We start from the raw sequence: 16,760 nt of genomic DNA on the forward strand, positions 1-16,760 counted from the left end.
CGACGGTGACGGGGACGGGATCCCCTGCGAAGTGCCACCACTGCAGTGTTCGTAGATGGCTGTGGCACAGCGCGCGACGTATTAGATCCAGCTGGAGGCCGCCATGGCCGCTTGTCAGTTAGCGCGCGGCGGAGCAGGGGAGGCGGCTGGCGAATCTGGAGAACGAGTTGAGGCAAAGCGTAGGACCCTGGTGCGCTGGTGGTCGGCACCCTAGAGGGAGAAAGGGGTGTAGGCGCAGGGAGNAGGGGTCCTCTTGATTCCGCTGCAATTTACCGGGGTAGGCGCGTCTAGCATCCATGCGGGTCTCCAGGTGGCGCCCCGCTCCAATCAAATCAGTCACTTGCTGACTGGTCCTTTTCCCCTGGTTTGCGCCGTCGTTTCGACGCCCCAGTCGGGTGCCGACCCGGCGTGGCGGCGCTTTGGCCTCGGTTTAGTCCAACTGGTAATACCCACATGCGCGCCACCTCTTGCTGTAGCCAGTCGCACGCCGTTGCCGGCGGCTAGCACCAACACAGGCTCGCAAGTTTCGTTGACGCGCCAATTTCCCGCGTGCGTGGCAAGGATCGCCTTTACGAGCCACTGATTTAGGATGTAGGCCGCCGATGGCCGAAGAATTGTGGCAAGGGCCCTCGATGTAGGCAAACCTGGCCGATGAACACGCCTCCGGCGTCGGTCATTACCCGATTGCAATCGGGATAGGCCGCCCCGTAGAAAGCGCACAGCAAGTTGATGTCCTTGCGTCGGATGTACTTGTCGCCACCGTCGCCGGCCCCGGTTGTGCGATGACCACGCCCGCGCTCTCGTATGGCACCAAGAGCTACGCGAGCGCTTGGTGGACGGCCTTGCCATTCCGCAGAACCGCGAGCTGCTGGGCCCGACGGAATGAGCTCAGATTTTCCTGTCCCACGACACTACGCGTCCGTTTTCAATTGTGACGCGGAGCCTACAACCTCCGCGAGGACCGGGGTTGTACTTCCAAACTTCGCGAACTTTTGATTTGAGAAATTTCTGGTCAATCGCGTACGGCTTGCCTCGGGAATCCACAAGTTGTTCGGTGGTCTGATCCACCCAAATGTGGGATTTCAGAATCTCACCCGCAATCTCTTCGCCGTACTTCGCAAGCAGCTCTTCTTCTCGCTGCTCCTTCTGAAATTTCTCTTTCGCGAAAGAGTCTACGAAGATATACAGTGCCGCTAGCACGGACAAAATGATGAAGCTGACGAACACTGGCCAGTACTTCTGGACCTGCTCTACGAGCGAAACTCCTCCGATGACTAGGGCAACTAACCAAAATCCGCCTCTGGCCATGGCTCCTCCCGCAAGTGCCGTGCTTAGCTCAGTTCTTGTGTCATTCTAGCCGTACCTCGAGTCAACAAATGTGTGGAACGGCACAATGGGGGCCACATGAGGAGCGTCGCGTGCAATTTTCGAAGGCTCAGTTCAGTGGAAGATGACGCTACATAAGATGGATGGAGAGGGGCGATTCAGAATCAGGCGAGCCGCCCCGCTTTAGACAGGACCACAGGTCGTGGCCCGACTTGGCCTCCGCCAACTCGTCCGCACCGCCGCGGCATTCGCCGAGGTCTGCGCTGACCGCGCTAGGAGGGCAGTGCTGCCGCCGTTATTGAACATAACGCCCGTTCGAAAAATTGCTTGGCTGTATTGTTCGATACGGAAGGTACCTCGGGCGGCTGTCGGAAGCGACCGCAGTTCAGTCGGCCGTCGACGAGCAGGCGCAGGGAAGGGGGGCCCAAAGTCGAAATGGGCGGCGACATCATTTGCCAGATTTGACGTTAGTTTCTCATCCCCGTCGCCTGTACCCAGTAATCGCCTCGCTCGCTCACATATCCGTGAGAAGTCAATGCACTATGCGCGCCGCGAGCTCAAAGTTCGGGCTAATTAGGAATGTCGCCGTCAGCACCAATGGGCGACCTTTAAACGCGCACGCGAGCGCCTGCAGCACGGCCGCCCCCCCTACTTTAGGGGGGTGCCCATAATTGAACTTCTCGTATGCCGCGACATAAAACTGCGATACAGTTGTCTTAACATTTGAAAACAAGCCGCGAGATACCAACTACGTCGGATGTATCTCGGGCGATGGCTGTACAGCCGTACCAACGGCTGGTTGCTTTTGCAGGCGATTCATGGCCGGGGTCTCGGGGGAAGTTGGGGTGCGCCATAAGCTGACGCAATTTATTCGACCGCTGTGCCGTTTTGGATCTGTTACGGTCACGCTCTCTACGCTCTTGCTTGGGATTCTGAGCACAACCGTCGTGTATGCGGTCTGCACCGAGTTGCTGGAACGTGATGCCGAGCTACGCTTCACGAGCGATACGGACGACGTCATTCAGCAGATCGATACCCGCATTCGCCTTTACACCGACGTGTTGGTGACCATGCAGGCGCTCTTTGGAGCGAGCGACCACGTATCACGCGCTGAGTTTCGCGATTTCGTCAATGGCCTGAGCCTGCCGCAGCGCTATCCTGGCTTTCAGACCCTCAATTACGCCCAGTACGTGCCGGCTGCGGAATTGGCTGCGTTCGTGGCCAGCCAGCGCAAGGACCCTGTCCTGCACAAAGCCGGCGTGGACTTTGCCGTCCATCCTGCCGGCCGGCGCCCTGCCTACTTCGTGCTGACCTACGCCGAACCGCTCGGCGAAAATCGAACTTCGATCGGTATCGACATGGGGGCCGAACCGCACCGCCTCGGGGCACTCGAAAAAGCGCGCGATACCGGACAAGCCGTCAGCAGCGGACGCCTTATTTTCAGTGAATCCAGGAGACCCCACGTCGGCATTGCCTTGCGGCTGCCGGTCTACAGGAACGGTCTTCCGCTGGAGGACGTGGAAGCGCGTCGTCGCGCCTACGTCGGCTCGGTTGGCGCAGGCATACGGGTTGGCGACCTGCTGAGCAACCTGGCCAACCAGGAAATGCTGCGCAGGACTCGCTTCCGGCTTTACGATGCTGGCGATTCAGATATGGAAGCGATTTCGCCTTCACCGGCCACATTGCTCTATGACAGCCTCAACGGGCTGTCCGAAAACGCCGGAGGCCAGAAAATGCCGCCGGCCATCGCCGACCCGATCGACAAGATTGGCGCGAGCGAGTGGAAAGGTCCGATACAACGTGCAAACGTTGCGGCAAGTCGCCCGTATCTGAGCAAGACTGTCTATCAATCCTTTGGCGGGCGGCGCTGGTTGATCGAGTTTTCCTCAGCCACGATGGCGATCAGCGGTCCTCAGCGCTTCGTACCGGCCTTGATACTCGGATCCGGACTGATCATCAGCCTCTTGCTGAGTGGGTTGGCGTATGCGCTGTCGAGTTCTCGTACGCGCGCCCTCGCCGTGGCGGATGGCATGACGCGAAGCTTGCGCGAGAGCCAGGCCGCGCTTGCCGAAGCACAGCGCATTGCGCGCCTGGGTAACTGGCGCATCGACCTGGAAAGGAATTGGGCAGATTTCTCCGGCGAGATGGTGCGCCTGATCGGCGGCCAGGGAGCAAGGCCTACGCTCGACATGCTCTTGCATGCCCTCGATGCCGACTACCGCGCCACCCTCGTGGCGCGCATGCAGACCGCATTGGCCGACCGTGGGGCCTTCGAACTGGAATGCCCCTACCGCTCTTCGCGCGGGCGCAAGGGCTGGCTTCACCTGATCGGGAACGCGCATGGCCTCGCGGGCTCGCGCATCTTGCGTGGCACCGCTCAGGACATCACCCAGCGCAAGGCCGCCGAACAAGCGCGTGCCCAGGAACATCGGATCGCATTGCACTTGTCCACTGCGACCTGCGCAGCCAAAGTCCCGGAACAGATTGTCCGCACCCTGGTCGAGGGCATGGAATGGGAAGCGGGCGCATTCTGGCCTACCGAGGCAGGCCGTGCGATGCAACTGGCCCCGGTCTGCGTGACGCCGAGCAGGGAACTGGGATGCTGGCTGGCAAAGCGTATGACTTGGCCGCAAGCAACAGCGGCGCTCATGCCGGACGGACCACACTGGTATGCCAGCCGTAGTGCCATCGCCAGGATGCCGCAGCACGCGTGGCTGGGCGAGCAAGGCATCCTGACTGTTTTTATCTTCCTGCTGCGAAGGGGCACCGTCACCCTCGGCGAGGTCGAGCTGTACTCGCGCGACAGGCGTGCACGGGATCGATACGCACTCGCTATGGGGAGTGCGATCGCCTCCCAGACCAGCCACTTCTTGCTGCGCAAGGAAGCCGAAGAGAATCTGCGCTTCATCGCCAATCACGACGCGCTCACTGGGCTACCGAATCGGCTGATGTTCCGGGATCATCTGGAACGACGACTGGCGATACCGCAATCCCGCCAGGACGGCCTGAGCGTTCTCTTCGTCGATCTCGACCAGTTCAAGATCGTGAACGACACCATGGGCCACGACGCGGGAGATATCTTGTTGCGAGGCGTCGCGGACCGCCTGCGCGCAGCCCTGCCTGATGTGGAACTGATCGCGCGCCTTGGCGGTGACGAATTTGTCGTGCTGGTTGAGCCAAAGGGCGACCCGACCGTGTTGAGCCGGACCATTCGGAGTATGCAGGCAGCGCTTGCGCCGGGTTTCGCCGTCAACGACAAGGAGTTGCGCATCACGGCGAGCATCGGCATCAGCTCCTTTCCGGAGGACGCGGCCGACGCGCAGACGCTGCTCAAGCATGCAGACCTGGCAATGTTTAGCGCAAAGCAACGCGGCAAGAATGCCCACCAGTTCTATGCCCGCGAGATGAGCGAATCCTTGCGGCGGCGCGTCGATATGGAAGCGCATCTGCGCCGCGCGCTAGAACGCAACGAGTTTGAACTCTACTACCAGCCCCGCATCTCCCTCACGACCAATGCCTGTACGGCCGTGGAGGCGCTCATCCGCTGGCACCATCCCGAGTTCGGGCTGGTTTTGCCGGGAGATTTCATTCCCTTTGCGGAGGAGTCGGGTGCCATTGTCCAGATCGGCGCGTGGGTCCTGCGCGAGGCTTGCCGTCAGAATGCACAATGGCTCGCGCAGGGATTGGCGTCTATGCGCGTCGCTGTCAACCTCTCGGCCCGGCAGTTTGCCGACAAGAGTCTCAGGCTCATCATCCTCGATGCCCTGCGGCAAGCGGGCCTGCCAGGGAATCTCCTGGAACTCGAACTGACTGAAAGCCTGGTCATGCGGGATGCCGAGCAAGCAGCGCGCTGGCTCTCGAAACTCAAGAGAACGGGTGTGCGACTGGCCATCGACGATTTTGGCACGGGATATTCTTCACTGGCCTATCTGAGCCGCTTTCCGATCGATGTCGTGAAAATTGATCGTACCTTCATCCGCCATGTGCCGGAAAGCCGCAGCGATACGCAAATTGCGAGTGCAGTGATCGGCCTCGGGCATCGGCTTGACCTAGACGTAGTCGCGGAGGGCGTCGAAAACGCGCAGCAGCTCAACTTTCTGCGCAGCGAAGGTTGTGATGAAGTGCAAGGGTATTACTTTAGCCAGCCGCTCCCCGCCGAGGACATCACAGCCTTTCTGGTCAGTCATACCGAACACGGTCTCGCGCAGCATCCAGGACCGCAATCAATACGCGCCTTACTTCCGCATCCTGGTGCGTACCTCAGTCGTCAACCATCGGAGCAACGTTATGAAAGCACAGGAACAAACCGTCAAGCATATGTGGCAAGCGATTGACGCTCTCGATTTCAGCCGGATGAAGGCCAAACTGCTGCACCGCGAGCAGGCCCGCTGGACCGCCAAAACGTTGACCGCGGCCGAGTCCGGCTATCGCCAGTTTCTGAAACTGGCGGCGAAATATCCAGATGCGCCGGTGGTGCCCAGCGAACTGGTGGACGAGTTCTGGCACGCCCACATTCTCGATACCCAGCGCTATGCGAGTGATTGCGAGCGGATCTTCGGTCATGTACTGCACCATGACCCCTATGTCGGCATCGACGGGCTCGAAGACGAAGCCAGGCTGCAGGCACTGGCCAACGCCAGCAACGCACTTAGCATGCAGGAGTTTGGCCAGAATCTAACCGCTCCGTCGTATTGCGCCCGCCCGGCGACGAGCGAGCGCGCATATGGTGCGCGCGCCGTGAGCGCGGAACCCTCATACTGCGCGCATGCAATATCGACGGTACCGGCCTATTGTGCACTGGCCGCGACAGCCAGGGCCGCCTACTGCGCATTGTCGGTGAAAGCAGAACCCGCGGATTGCATGCGCGCTCATCCCATGAAATCTGCCTACTGCGCAGTAGCGAACGAGCCAAGGCAAGCGCAGGTGCTTAGCGCTTGACGCGCTCGCGTACCGGCGCATGGAAGCAGTGCCCGCTGCGTGACCGGGGTGTCGGCCACAGCCTTGCCTATGTGCACAGGCTGAAGCAGCGGCCAGTTGGATCTCGAGCAAATGACCAGGGGCCGGCCAGCACACGGCGACGGCCCGAGCGACACCACATTGATCAAAACGCTGCATGGCGCCGAGTGGCACCGGTGGCATGGCCGCCCTCATCCGACTTTGCGCCAGCTGGAAGATCGTGGCTGGGATCTCGACGCTGAGACCAGTCCCGAGGAGGCCAAGCTCCTCGGCAAGCTTGAAGAATTTATCGTTACCGGTCGACTATGACAAGGCGGCCCATTTCTATGGCCTCGCAGCGGCCGGCGGGGTTGTTCACGCGACCGCGCGACTGGCTCTCCTCCATCTGCATGGGCGACACTCCTCCGCCGATGCCACTCACGGATTTTCACTTCTGCGAAAAGCAGCAAAGCGCGGTGATGCGGCGGCCCGGGCAGCGCTTCAGGAGATTGCGGAACGGATGATGTCATCAGCCTTCCCGTAGAACCTTGATGTTGTGACGCAGGCTGGGTGATAGTAAGGCGCGCCATGGCGCGGGCGCGAGAGCGGAATGGTGGTCAGCCCAGACGATGGGTTGACCGGTTGGCCAACTCACAGCGCTTCGACCCGAAGGGCATCGTAACTCGCGCCCTAATGCACGTATTACGGCGCTGGAGAATATGTGCCGATCCGCCAGTCCAGGTGGGGGGTGTGTACCCAATTTTCCCTATTCTTGATAAGAAAGATCGGCATGGCGTTTTGAATCTAGCTGCATCCGTCAGCTAGCAGAAATCGCGGCTGCTCGTTTCCAGGTGGCCGAGCAGCGGTGTGAGATCCACCAACCGCTGTGCAACGAGGTGCCTCACTTCGCCCTCGCACTGCCACTGGCCCAGGACACCGATCAAGCGAGCGGCCAGTACCTCTTTGCGGAACCGCTCCAGCACCGACGGCCAAACGATCACGTTGACCGATCCCGTCTCATCCTCGATGGTCATGAACAGCACGCCGTTCGCGGTGCTCGGGCGCTGTCGCACCGTCACGATGCCAGCGCCGCGGGCCAACTGGCGGTCCTGATAGCGGAATAGCGTTTCCGCTGTCACGAACCGGCCGCTGGCGAGATGTCGTCGCAGCAGCGCCAGCGGATGCCGGTTGAGGGTCAAGCCCGTCGATCGATAGTCCGCGACAATGGCCTCGCCCTCGCTAGGCGCCACCAGTGAAGGTAGTTCTTCCGGCACGTCGGCAGGCCGCAACAGATCCTTGTCGGGCACCGCGGCCGTGGCCTGCCAGAGTGCATTGCGTCGGTGGCCAGCGAAGGCTCGCAGTGTGTCGCCGGCGGCCAGGACCTGCACATCATGCCTGTCCAAGTTCGCGCGGCGGGCCAGGTCAGTCGTCCCTGAGAATGGGCGCACGGCGCGTGCCTCCTCAATGCGCTGCGCCGCCTCCGCGCGCATCCCGCGCAGCAGCGAGAGGCCGAGCCGAACCGCTGGCGGCTTCTTGTCGTCGGCTTCCAGTGACGAGTGCCAGCCGCTGATCGTGACGTCCACTGGCAGCACGTCGACACCGTGGCGTTTCCCATCCTGCACTAGCTGCGAAGGCGAGTAGAACCCCATCGGCTGACTGTTGAGCATCGCGCAGAGGAACACGGCCGGCTCATGGCATTTCAGCCAGGCGCTGGCGTAGACCAGCAGCGCAAAGCTGGCCGCATGGCTCTCTGGGAAGCCGTATTCACCGAAGCCTTGGATTTGCCGGAAGATGCTCTCAGCAAATTCCCGTTCGTACCCGCGTTCCAGCATGCCGGAGACGATGCGGTCGTAGTAATGCTCCAGCCCACCCTTGCGCTTCCAGGCCGCCATGGCCCGACGCAGCTGGTCAGCCTCGCCAGCCGAGAAACCCGCTGCGAGCATGGCTACCTGCATCACCTGTTCCTGGAAAATCGGCACGCCGAGCGTGCGCGACAGCGCCTTTTCCATTTCCGGGCTCGGATAGGTTACGGGTTCCTTACCTTGCCGGCGCCGCAAGTACGGGTGGACCATGCCTCCTTGCACCGGACCCGGTCGCACGATGGCGACCTCGACGACCAGGTCATAGAAGGTGCGGGGCTGCAGCCGGGGCAGCATGGACATTTGCGCACGGGATTCCACCTGGAACACCCCGACACTGTCCGCGCGGCACAGCATTTCGTAGGTGGCTGGATCCTCCGCCGGGATATCCTGCAGCTCGAATGCCTCCCCACGCTGTTCGGAGACGAGATCCAGCGCGCGGCGGATCGCCGAGAGCATGCCCAGCGCCAGCACGTCGACCTTGAGCAAGCCGACGGCATCCAGGTCGTCCTTATCCCACTGGATTACGCTGCGATCGGGCATGGCGGCGTTCTCGATGGGTACCAGGCGCGATAGCTTGCCGCGGGCGAGCACGAACCCGCCCGAATGCTGGGAGAGGTGCCGAGGAAAGCCGAGCAACTGCGTCGCCATGTTTGCCCATCGTTGGGTCAGCGCACTTTCCGTATCGACGCCGCTTTCCGCGAAACGTTTGAGCAGGTCGGCCTTGCTGTCAAACCAGTGGTGTGCCTTGGCGACCAGGTCGACGATGGCCGGGTCCACGCCAAGCGCCTTGCCGGACTCGCGCAGCGCGCTGCGCGGCCGATAGGTGGCCACGGCCGCCGCCAGCGCCGCGCGGGTTCGCCCATACTTCGTGTACAGGTACTGGATGACCTCCTCGCGGCGCTGGTGTTCGAAATCGACATCGATGTCCGGTGGCTCGCCACGCTCCTTGCTGATGAACCGCTCGAAGAGCAGGTTGCCACGGGCCGGGTCCACCTCCGTGATACCCAGGCAGTAACAGACTGCGGAGTTGGCCGCCGAGCCTCGCCCCTGACAGAGGATGCGATTGGAGCGCGCAAAGCGGACGATGTCGTAAACCGTCAGAAAATAATGCTCGTAGTGCATGTCCTCAATGAGCGCCAATTCGTGCTCGATCTGGGCCTGGACGGTGGCAGGGATGCCTCGGGGGAAGCGGTGGTGCGCACCGATGTAGGTTTCTCTTCGCAGGTATTCCGCAGGAGAGACGCCCGTCGGGACCACTTCATCGGGATACTCATAGCGCAGCTCATCCAACGAGAACTGGCAGAGATTGGCGATGTGCAGCGATTCGGTCAGCAGCCGGTGCGGGTAGACATTGGCAAGCCGTAGGCGTGAGCGCAGGTGCTGTTCTGCGTTGGGGGTCAACTGATACCCGCAATCGGGCACGGCCTTGCCTAAGCGGATGGCGCTCAGCACGTCATGAAGCGGCTTGCGCGACCGTACGTGCATCTGCACGTGGCCGGTAGCCACCACGCGCAGGTGATTGGCCGCGGCGGCTTCCATCACGCCCGCCCGATGGATGTCATCCATGGCGCGGTACAGCAGGGTCAGGCTCATCCACGCGCGACCTGGAAAGGTGGCCGTGATCCATGCGGCTTGGGCGTCCAGCCGCTCCGCTGGCGTGCAGTACTCCGGCGTGAAAATGATCGTGCAATCGGGCAGGCCTCGCAGGTGCGCGTAGGCGCCTTCCGAGCCGTCCAGATCCCGGCGCGTGAGCAGGTAGGCGCCCTTTGCCGTGCGCGTGCGGGACAGCGTGATTAGCTCGCACAGGTTGCCGTAGCCTTCGCGATTGCGGGCGAGTGCGATGAAGGAGATGCAGGGGCTTCCGTCTGCATTGACCAGGCGAAACGATGCACCGACGAGCAGCTTTAGCCCGTGCTTCTTGGCTTCGGCATGCGCCCGCACGATGCCGGCCAACGAGCATTCGTCGGTGATGGCGAGCGCGCTGTAGCCCAGTTGCACGGCGCGCTCGACCAGCTCTTCCGCGCGAGATGCGCCTTCAAGGAAGGAGAAATTAGAGAGGCAGTAAAGCTCGGCGTAGTCGGGCAAGCCGGCGCCGGTGCGTAGGGATTCCATGGCGCCACCTCACCCGAACAGCCCGTGCAGGTACCACGTGGCCTCATCGCCGTCCCGGCTGCCCATGCGTTCCTGATAGACCCAGTAATGGGCGTGATCGCGACCCTCGGCCACGTAATAATCCCGCGTCACCAACTCGCCGCTCCACCAACCGGCCTCGATGCGTTCCGGGGGAGACACCATGCGCAGGGGCGAGCCATAGAACGGGCGATGATCGCGGATCAGCAAGGCAATCGGCTTGTCCAGCAGCCAAGCCGGGCGCGGCAGGGCGGGCGCTTCCGCGCCAGGTCGGGGTTTCCCGACGGCCGGCACCCAGGTGTTGGCTACCTCCGGCCGGTAGTCCGCACGCAACTCCGGCCGCAGGATGTTGTCGGCGCCAAGCCGCGCCGCGAGCAGTTCCATCACCCGGGCGTGGTCCTCGGGCGTGCCGCCGGGCTCAGGAAATAGCGATTCGCTGGGGGGCGCCTTGGCCTGCACGTCGGTGACGGACAGGCGCACCGCGATCATGGGGGCATCCACCTGCAGCTGCGCCAGCCGCTCACGCAGCAAGCGCATCGGGTGATCCTCGCTCCAGCTGGGCTCTGCCAGCGCGATCTCGATGACGGTTGGCGCCAGCGCCTCGCGGCCGCGCTCGTGTTTGAGTTCCACCAAGACTTTGGTGACCGCCAGATGGTGCGCGGCCAGCCAGCCCAGCATCTGCACGATGAGCCCGCGGCTGTAGAGCAGGGTGGCCTCCGCATGCTCGATGCGATCGGGAAGGTCGACCTGCGCTGAGAAGGTTGGCGGGGGCTGTAGCCATTCGAAGATCTCTGGCGCCTGGCCCAGGGCGCGATCCATCGCCTCGTTCAGTTCTCGGCCGCACCGGCGCTGCAGCCCGGCCCGCGGCAGCCGGCGGATATCGGCAAGGCAACGGCACCCTAGTCCATCCAGCCATTCCAGGAATGGCCGTGCGGCGGGCAGGGTGCCGATGGCGAGGGCGCCGAGCCGGCGCTCCAATGCCTCGATCTTGAGGGTGCTTGCGCCACCGGCATGGGCCAACAGCCAGGCGCCCTGGGCTGTCGGAGCACAGCCGCAGGCCGCGCTGAAGCCCAGCGCGGCGACAGACGCGCGCATGCGGCGGCGCAACTGGCGGATGCCGCCGAACAGGCGCAGGCTGGCCGACACGTCTACCAGCACGGACGCTTCCTCGGCATGCACCACGTTGGGCGCGAACTGCAGGAGCGCCATGGCCACGCGCTGCAGGGCGTCGGCTTCCTTCTCCGGGGCTCGATCGTACAGCAGGGTCTGCGGCGCGATGGTCAGCACACCGCCGCGGCGCATCTGCGGGCGAACGCCAGCCTCCGCCGCCAGGCGCGAAGCGAGGTGCACGCGTTCCTTGTCCAACACCGCCACAGCCAACTCAGTGGACCAATTCGGCCGGAAGACTTCGAGTGGCAGGGACGAGAGGTGCAGGCAGATCCAGAGGCGCAGCATGACGGTGAAGCAGGATCGGCGACGGTTCCAGCAGGACGCGCACGGGCAGGTCCTGCTGCGGGCCGCGCCGCTTGATGAAGGAGAGATCGACGCCGCCGGCGGCGGGCGCAACGCCAATGCGCAGTGGCGCTGGCGAAGCGTCGCGTGCACAGGCCAGTGAACGCATGAGGCAAAACAGCGCCTCGCCACCCTGTGCAGCCAGGTGCAGGCGGCGCAGCGCGTCATTGCGGATATGGGTCTGCCAAAGGAGCACCGCACCGCAGGTGCCGGCGCGCAGCAATTGCTCGGTGGCCCAAAGGGCATCAGCCGTGCGCTGGCTGCGGATCCACAGCAGACGTTCGGGCGGCAAGCCCCAGCTGGCCAAGGCGAGTGCCTGTGGCGTTTGCGGCGGCTGAATCAGGGCGACAGGCCGCTTACAGACCTCCGCCAGTGCGGGGCGCAGCAGGCGCAACTCCCCCACGCCCGGTTGGCGCACCAAAAGTTCGATCAGCGATGCCGTCGGCCAGCCGCCACCCGGTAGCTCGGCCGTCAGGACCGGATAGCCGGTGGCGACGGTGCGACCGTTCGCCAGGGCGAGCTGGGAGGCTTTCCATAACGCAGGATGGATGGATTCTGGATTGGGCGTTGGCATGGCTGTTGGTTGAGTCCATGCAACCCAGTTTACTGTATATATATACAGTGGTCACGGATTTCTTTGCCGAACGCGAAAATGCCTTAAGGACCGCTTGATGAGCGAGCACCGTCGCAGTTTTACTCGGGGGCGTCTCCGAAGACCCCGATGGCTAGGTCGTGCTCGAATTTGGTCGACCAAGAATCCCGAGACCCTGCCGCATACTGCATCAATACGCCTGTCTCTGGCCTCAGCACGCTCACCAGGCGACCCTGTTCCCCGGTCATGTCGCAGACGCTAAAGTCGGCGGCGATGAACCCGTGCCGACGACAGGCGTTGGTAAAGGCTTCGCGCTCCGCGGCAGGAAACGCCGCAAGGGTTGCCATGACAAATCCTCCGATCGACTAGCCAGCCAGCTTGCGGATGGCCGCACCAATTTGTTGCACCTTTCTTGTATCGGCATACTCCGCCCACGGATCGACGTAGCCGGCGGCTTCCACGCGCTGCAGGGCGGTCTGGATCGTCCAATGATCGCCCGCTGTCAGTTCCTCCAGTTCCTCCCAGGATACCGGCACCGAAACCCCGAGACCTGGCCGCGCGCGGGCAGAAAATGCGGACACCGTCGTCGCACCTTGGCCGTTGCGCAGGTAGTCGATGTAGATCTTACCCACGCGATTGCGCGGCCCGCTCTTAGAAACGAAGCGCTGCGGAATGGTCTGGGCGATATGAAGAACGACATCTTGCGAGAACTTCTTCACCGTGGTCCACGGCAGTTCCGGCGCAATGGGCACAACGACATGCAGGCCTTTTGCCACCACTGGTCTTGAGAAAGCTCACCAGGCCAAGCTCATCCAGCATAGTCTTCGTCAGCATGGCGGCGTCAAGCATGTGCCGCCATGGCACGCCATCGCCGGGGTCCAGATCGAAGATGACGCGATCAGGCTTGTCGATGGCACTCTTGGTCGCATTCCACGTATGGAACTCGATCACGTTCAACTGCGCTGCGGCGACAATGGCTGTCTGGCTGGCGATCTCCAGGAGTGGCGGATGCCCAGCCCATAGGCTGGCATCGAGGACGTTGGTCCCCGGGATCTTGATGGTCTCGGCGTGCTTCTGAAAGAACAGCTCGCCGTCGATGCCCGTTGGCCCGCGTACCAACGCCACAGGGCGCCCGCGGAGATGAGGCAGCAGGTGCGGCGCGATGGCTTCGTAGAAACCGACCAGGTCACCTTTCGTCATTCCGGTCGACGGGTCAATCACACGTTCCGCGTTGGATACCTTCACCGTGCGCGCTGGCCGAGGCCGGGGCTGTTCCACATCGACCGGCCGCTCCCTTGTCACGTTGCCCGCGGCCTTGTCAGCGCGCAAGGCATGGAAGACGGGATGCCGGATTCGGCCTTCTTTGGTCCACTCGGCAAATGAGATCTCGGCCACCCGCTTCGGCTTGACCCATCGGGCGGCTAAGCGCGGTGGTGGCTTTTCAAAGGGGCAGACTGGCACTTCCAGTTCGGTCAGCATTGCGAGCAACTTGGTCAGCATGCGCGAATCCAAACCGCTGCCAACGCTGCCCGCGTAGTGCAGTTTCCCGGTTTCATCGTGCACGCCAAGGAGAAGCGCGCCTAGGCCTTGTCGGCTTCCCTTCGGGGCCGTGAATCCGCAGATGACGAATTCTTGCCGCTGTTTGCATTTGAGCTTGATCCAGCTGGGCGCCCGGAGCTCTCCGCTCAGGCACAAGAGCTTGACATAGGCTACTAGGAAATGCTGCCGATAAGTGCTGCTTGGGCCACCCCCTCATCCTTTAGGGTCGGGCGCGCCCGATGGACAAGTATTGAGCATGGCGCCTAATTTCGCAGTTGTAGACGATGCCTGCGTTCGCGGCCAAGCTTCGAAGGCAGACGACGCACGGGTGCTGAAATAGAGTGATATATACCCACCTAGATGCTAGAAGAGGGCGCAGGGCATACCTTGCGGTGGTGGCTAGCTTGCGGGAAGCGTTCTCCTTGGGGCGCGAATGCATCTATTCCCCTAAGGACGAAAGGGCGCAGGGGGGCGAAGAAATGCAGATGGTTCTTGCTATGTTCGGCACGCACCCAGAAGCCACCAACATGGTTTTTCCCGGCAACGCCATGTGTACCTCAGGCAGCTTCGAGATATTTCTTTGTTCTCATTTCGTTGGAAATTCCCGCGGCCATTGCGGAGTCTGTTCAAGTGGGATTCACATGCGCCATCGGCAGTAAGACTAACCGTTTAATAGCCGGCTGGGCAGGTCGTCACGGCTTGGATCTAGCCTCTTCATGCAGAACAAGGGAGAACATCGTGACTACTCTGCACCGTACGACACGAATGAAATTGCTTTCCATCGCGAGCGCTATCCTGGTCGCCTGCGCTACAGGTACAAGTTATGCCCGATCCGACGATGCCCCTGCAGCCCAAACCGCGACGCAGATCGGCGCGATGAATAGCGCGCTGAATGCCGAGTCCGGCAAAAAGGACAAGGGTCCCAAGACTCGCGTAACGCCGCCCGCACGCCCTCCCTACCTTACCTCGATCGAGCCCGGCGTCCCCGAGGAGCAGAAGCGGAAGATGGAGCACGGACACAAGCATGGTGGACTCAACCAAGGCAAGTTCAACACCACATCCGGCGGCTTCTCGAGAGACTAAGGGGATATCATGAAGCGACTACTGATCACGATTACGCTGGTACTCGGCATATGCTGTGGGAGCGCGCTGCAACCCGCCAGTGCTCAACCGACGGGGACAGGGCCGATTACCGCCCTGATCCTCTACGATGCTCCGCCCAACGACTCATATTCGAAATTGGGGCAGGCTTACGCGATCATGCTGAGCAACCTGCTCGGTCACTTCGACGGCACCGTCACGCTCAAGCCCGTGGACCAGTACACGCCGGGTATGGTGGAGAATTATCAGACCATATTCTATGTCGGCGCCTACTATGACAATCCCGGCGTGCCAACTGCGTTCCTGAGCGACGTCACCACCACGCAGAAGACCATCGTCTGGTTCAAGTACAACCTCTGGCAAGTTGCATGGAACGCTACCTATTCCTTCACACAACGCTACGGCATTTCCTTCAGCGGCTTGAGAGGACTGGATTCTTCGCCGTCGTCCAGCAATCCAGCGCCGGGCTTCTTCGATACGGTAATCTACAAGAATACTAACCTCGTCAAGTATTACGACTTCAACGCTTCCACTGGCGTTGTGCGCGCCGATCCTGATATCGGTGTCACGCAAGTCACGGATGCGACCAAGGCGCAAGTGCTCGTCAATATCAAGGACAGCAAGACGAATGAGCAAGTTCCATACATCATCCGCTCCGGTAACTTCTGGTACGTGGCCGACATGCCGTTCTCGTTCATCGGCCCCCGCGACCGCTACCTGGTCCTCTGTGACATGCTGTTCAGCATGGTGAACCGCGCAGGCACCGCCGGTCATCAGGCTCTGGTAAGGCTGGAAGACGTGGGCGCGTTGGTGAGTACGAGCACCATGAAGACGCTCACCGACTACCTCTTCGGCCTGGCAATACCATTCTCGATCGCAACCATCCCGCACTATCGCGATCCGCTGGGCATATACAACGGCGGCGTGGCACAAGACATCCCCTTTGCGCAAGCCACGGGCCTCAAGAGCGCGCTCGCATACGCGAGCGCTCGCGGCGCGAAAATCGTGATGCATGGTTACACGCACCAGTACAAGTCCATGCGAAATGTGAATACGGCAGTCAGCGGCGACGATTTCGAATTCTGGAATGCTGTCGCAAATACCCCAGTCGCCGAGGATTCGACACAGTGGGCAGGAGGGCGCCTCGACAGTGGCCTGCAGGAACTGATTTCCGGCGGCTACACCCCCTTCGCCTGGGAGGCACCGCACTATCAGTCTTCGCCACTCAGCATCAAAGCCGTACCCCCGCGGTTCGCCAATACCTATCAACGGGTCGTCTACTATACCTCCGACAATCCGACGACCCTGAACTCCGCGGCCATCAATCGGGATTTCTCCGTCGGCCAGTTTTTCCCTTACCTCATCAAGAAAGACTATTACGGCCAGAAGGTAATTCCAGAGAATCTCGGCAATATCGAGTACAACATCTGCAATATCGATCCCTCCTCGTGTCTTACTTACACGTGGCAGGATATTTACCTCAACGCGCAATATGCGCTACTGGTGCAGGATGCCGTAGCCTCCTTCTTCTTCCACCCATTCTGGCTCGAGTCCGCAGTCGGAACCCCCGGATTCGCGGACTTCAAGAGCCTTATTCAGGGGATCACACAACTCGGCTATACGTGGGCGGATGCCAGTACATTTTAAGGTAACTGGCGGGAGCAGCAGCGTTCCGTCTTCGCCGCTGCTTTGCCACCTTTCGGATTCAGGTCAGCTTATGTGAAACTGCGCAGTCTCTGTCTCTGTCTCTGTCTCTGTCTCTG

The 16,760-nt window shown here is 61.7% G+C and carries 13 protein-coding genes; 6 read left to right on the forward strand and 7 right to left on the reverse strand.

What is annotated here, in order from left to right; translation table 11 throughout:
• Positions 1-888: 888 nt before the first annotated feature.
• Positions 889-1,308 (reverse strand): hypothetical protein, encoded by a 420-nt coding sequence (locus CF70_RS00435; RefSeq protein ID WP_051647942.1) that lies wholly within the window; start codon positions 1,306-1,308, stop codon positions 889-891.
• Between the two features lie 836 nt (positions 1,309-2,144).
• Here CF70_RS00435 and CF70_RS33660 point away from each other — a divergent pair.
• The 4 genes from CF70_RS33660 (at position 2,145) to CF70_RS38845 (ending at position 6,805) form a co-directional block, all read left to right on the forward strand.
• Positions 2,145-5,660, forward strand: coding sequence for a bifunctional diguanylate cyclase/phosphodiesterase (locus CF70_RS33660; protein ID WP_081861973.1), 3,516 nt, complete (start codon positions 2,145-2,147; stop codon positions 5,658-5,660).
• Positions 5,614-6,264 carry a glycine-rich domain-containing protein gene (locus tag CF70_RS00445; protein WP_235184836.1) on the forward strand — a complete coding sequence of 217 codons (651 nt, stop codon included), beginning with the start codon at positions 5,614-5,616 and terminating at the stop codon, positions 6,262-6,264. The genes CF70_RS33660 and CF70_RS00445 overlap by 47 nt, the downstream gene beginning before the upstream one ends.
• Before the next feature lie 96 nt (positions 6,265-6,360).
• Positions 6,361-6,591: a hypothetical protein gene (locus tag CF70_RS35580; protein WP_152561648.1), complete on the forward strand. Its 231-nt coding sequence runs from the start codon at positions 6,361-6,363 to the stop codon at positions 6,589-6,591.
• Positions 6,503-6,805 (forward strand): hypothetical protein, encoded by a 303-nt coding sequence (locus CF70_RS38845; protein ID WP_414629414.1) that lies wholly within the window; start codon positions 6,503-6,505, stop codon positions 6,803-6,805. The genes CF70_RS35580 and CF70_RS38845 overlap by 89 nt, the downstream gene beginning before the upstream one ends.
• A gap of 277 nt (positions 6,806-7,082) precedes the next feature.
• Here CF70_RS38845 and CF70_RS00450 read toward each other — a convergent pair whose 3' ends face one another.
• The 6 genes from CF70_RS00450 to CF70_RS00470 form a co-directional block, all read right to left on the reverse strand.
• Positions 7,083-10,235: an error-prone DNA polymerase gene (locus tag CF70_RS00450; RefSeq protein WP_035858910.1), complete on the reverse strand. Its 3,153-nt coding sequence runs from the start codon at positions 10,233-10,235 to the stop codon at positions 7,083-7,085.
• Positions 10,236-10,244: 9 nt separating this feature from the next.
• Positions 10,245-11,708 carry a Y-family DNA polymerase gene (locus CF70_RS00455; protein ID WP_035858913.1) on the reverse strand — a complete coding sequence of 488 codons (1,464 nt, stop codon included), beginning with the start codon at positions 11,706-11,708 and terminating at the stop codon, positions 10,245-10,247.
• Positions 11,635-12,339 (reverse strand): translesion DNA synthesis-associated protein ImuA, encoded by a 705-nt coding sequence (imuA, locus tag CF70_RS00460; RefSeq protein ID WP_035858916.1) that lies wholly within the window; start codon positions 12,337-12,339, stop codon positions 11,635-11,637. The genes CF70_RS00455 and imuA overlap by 74 nt, the downstream gene beginning before the upstream one ends.
• Positions 12,340-12,458: 119 nt before the next feature.
• Positions 12,459-12,704, reverse strand: coding sequence for a hypothetical protein (locus tag CF70_RS00465; protein WP_035858919.1), 246 nt, complete (start codon positions 12,702-12,704; stop codon positions 12,459-12,461).
• Between the two features lie 18 nt (positions 12,705-12,722).
• A complete protein-coding gene (locus CF70_RS38715; protein WP_349675091.1) occupies positions 12,723-13,076 on the reverse strand; it encodes a hypothetical protein in 354 nt (117 codons plus the stop codon).
• Complete coding sequence (locus tag CF70_RS00470; RefSeq protein WP_051647944.1) at positions 13,009-13,920, reverse strand: hypothetical protein; 912 nt, start codon at positions 13,918-13,920, stop codon at positions 13,009-13,011. The genes CF70_RS38715 and CF70_RS00470 overlap by 68 nt, the downstream gene beginning before the upstream one ends.
• 741 nt (positions 13,921-14,661) lie before the next feature.
• On the opposite strand from CF70_RS00470, the gene CF70_RS00475 reads away from it, so the two are divergent.
• Positions 14,662-14,979 carry a hypothetical protein gene (locus CF70_RS00475; RefSeq protein WP_035858922.1) on the forward strand — a complete coding sequence of 106 codons (318 nt, stop codon included), beginning with the start codon at positions 14,662-14,664 and terminating at the stop codon, positions 14,977-14,979.
• A 9-nt stretch (positions 14,980-14,988) separates the two neighbouring features.
• A complete protein-coding gene (locus CF70_RS00480) occupies positions 14,989-16,644 on the forward strand; it encodes a DUF2334 domain-containing protein (RefSeq protein WP_035858926.1) in 1,656 nt (551 codons plus the stop codon).
• The last annotated feature ends 116 nt before the right edge of the window (positions 16,645-16,760 follow it).

The organism is Cupriavidus sp. SK-3 (assembly GCF_000611145.1).
Lineage (GTDB): Bacteria > Pseudomonadota > Gammaproteobacteria > Burkholderiales > Burkholderiaceae > Cupriavidus.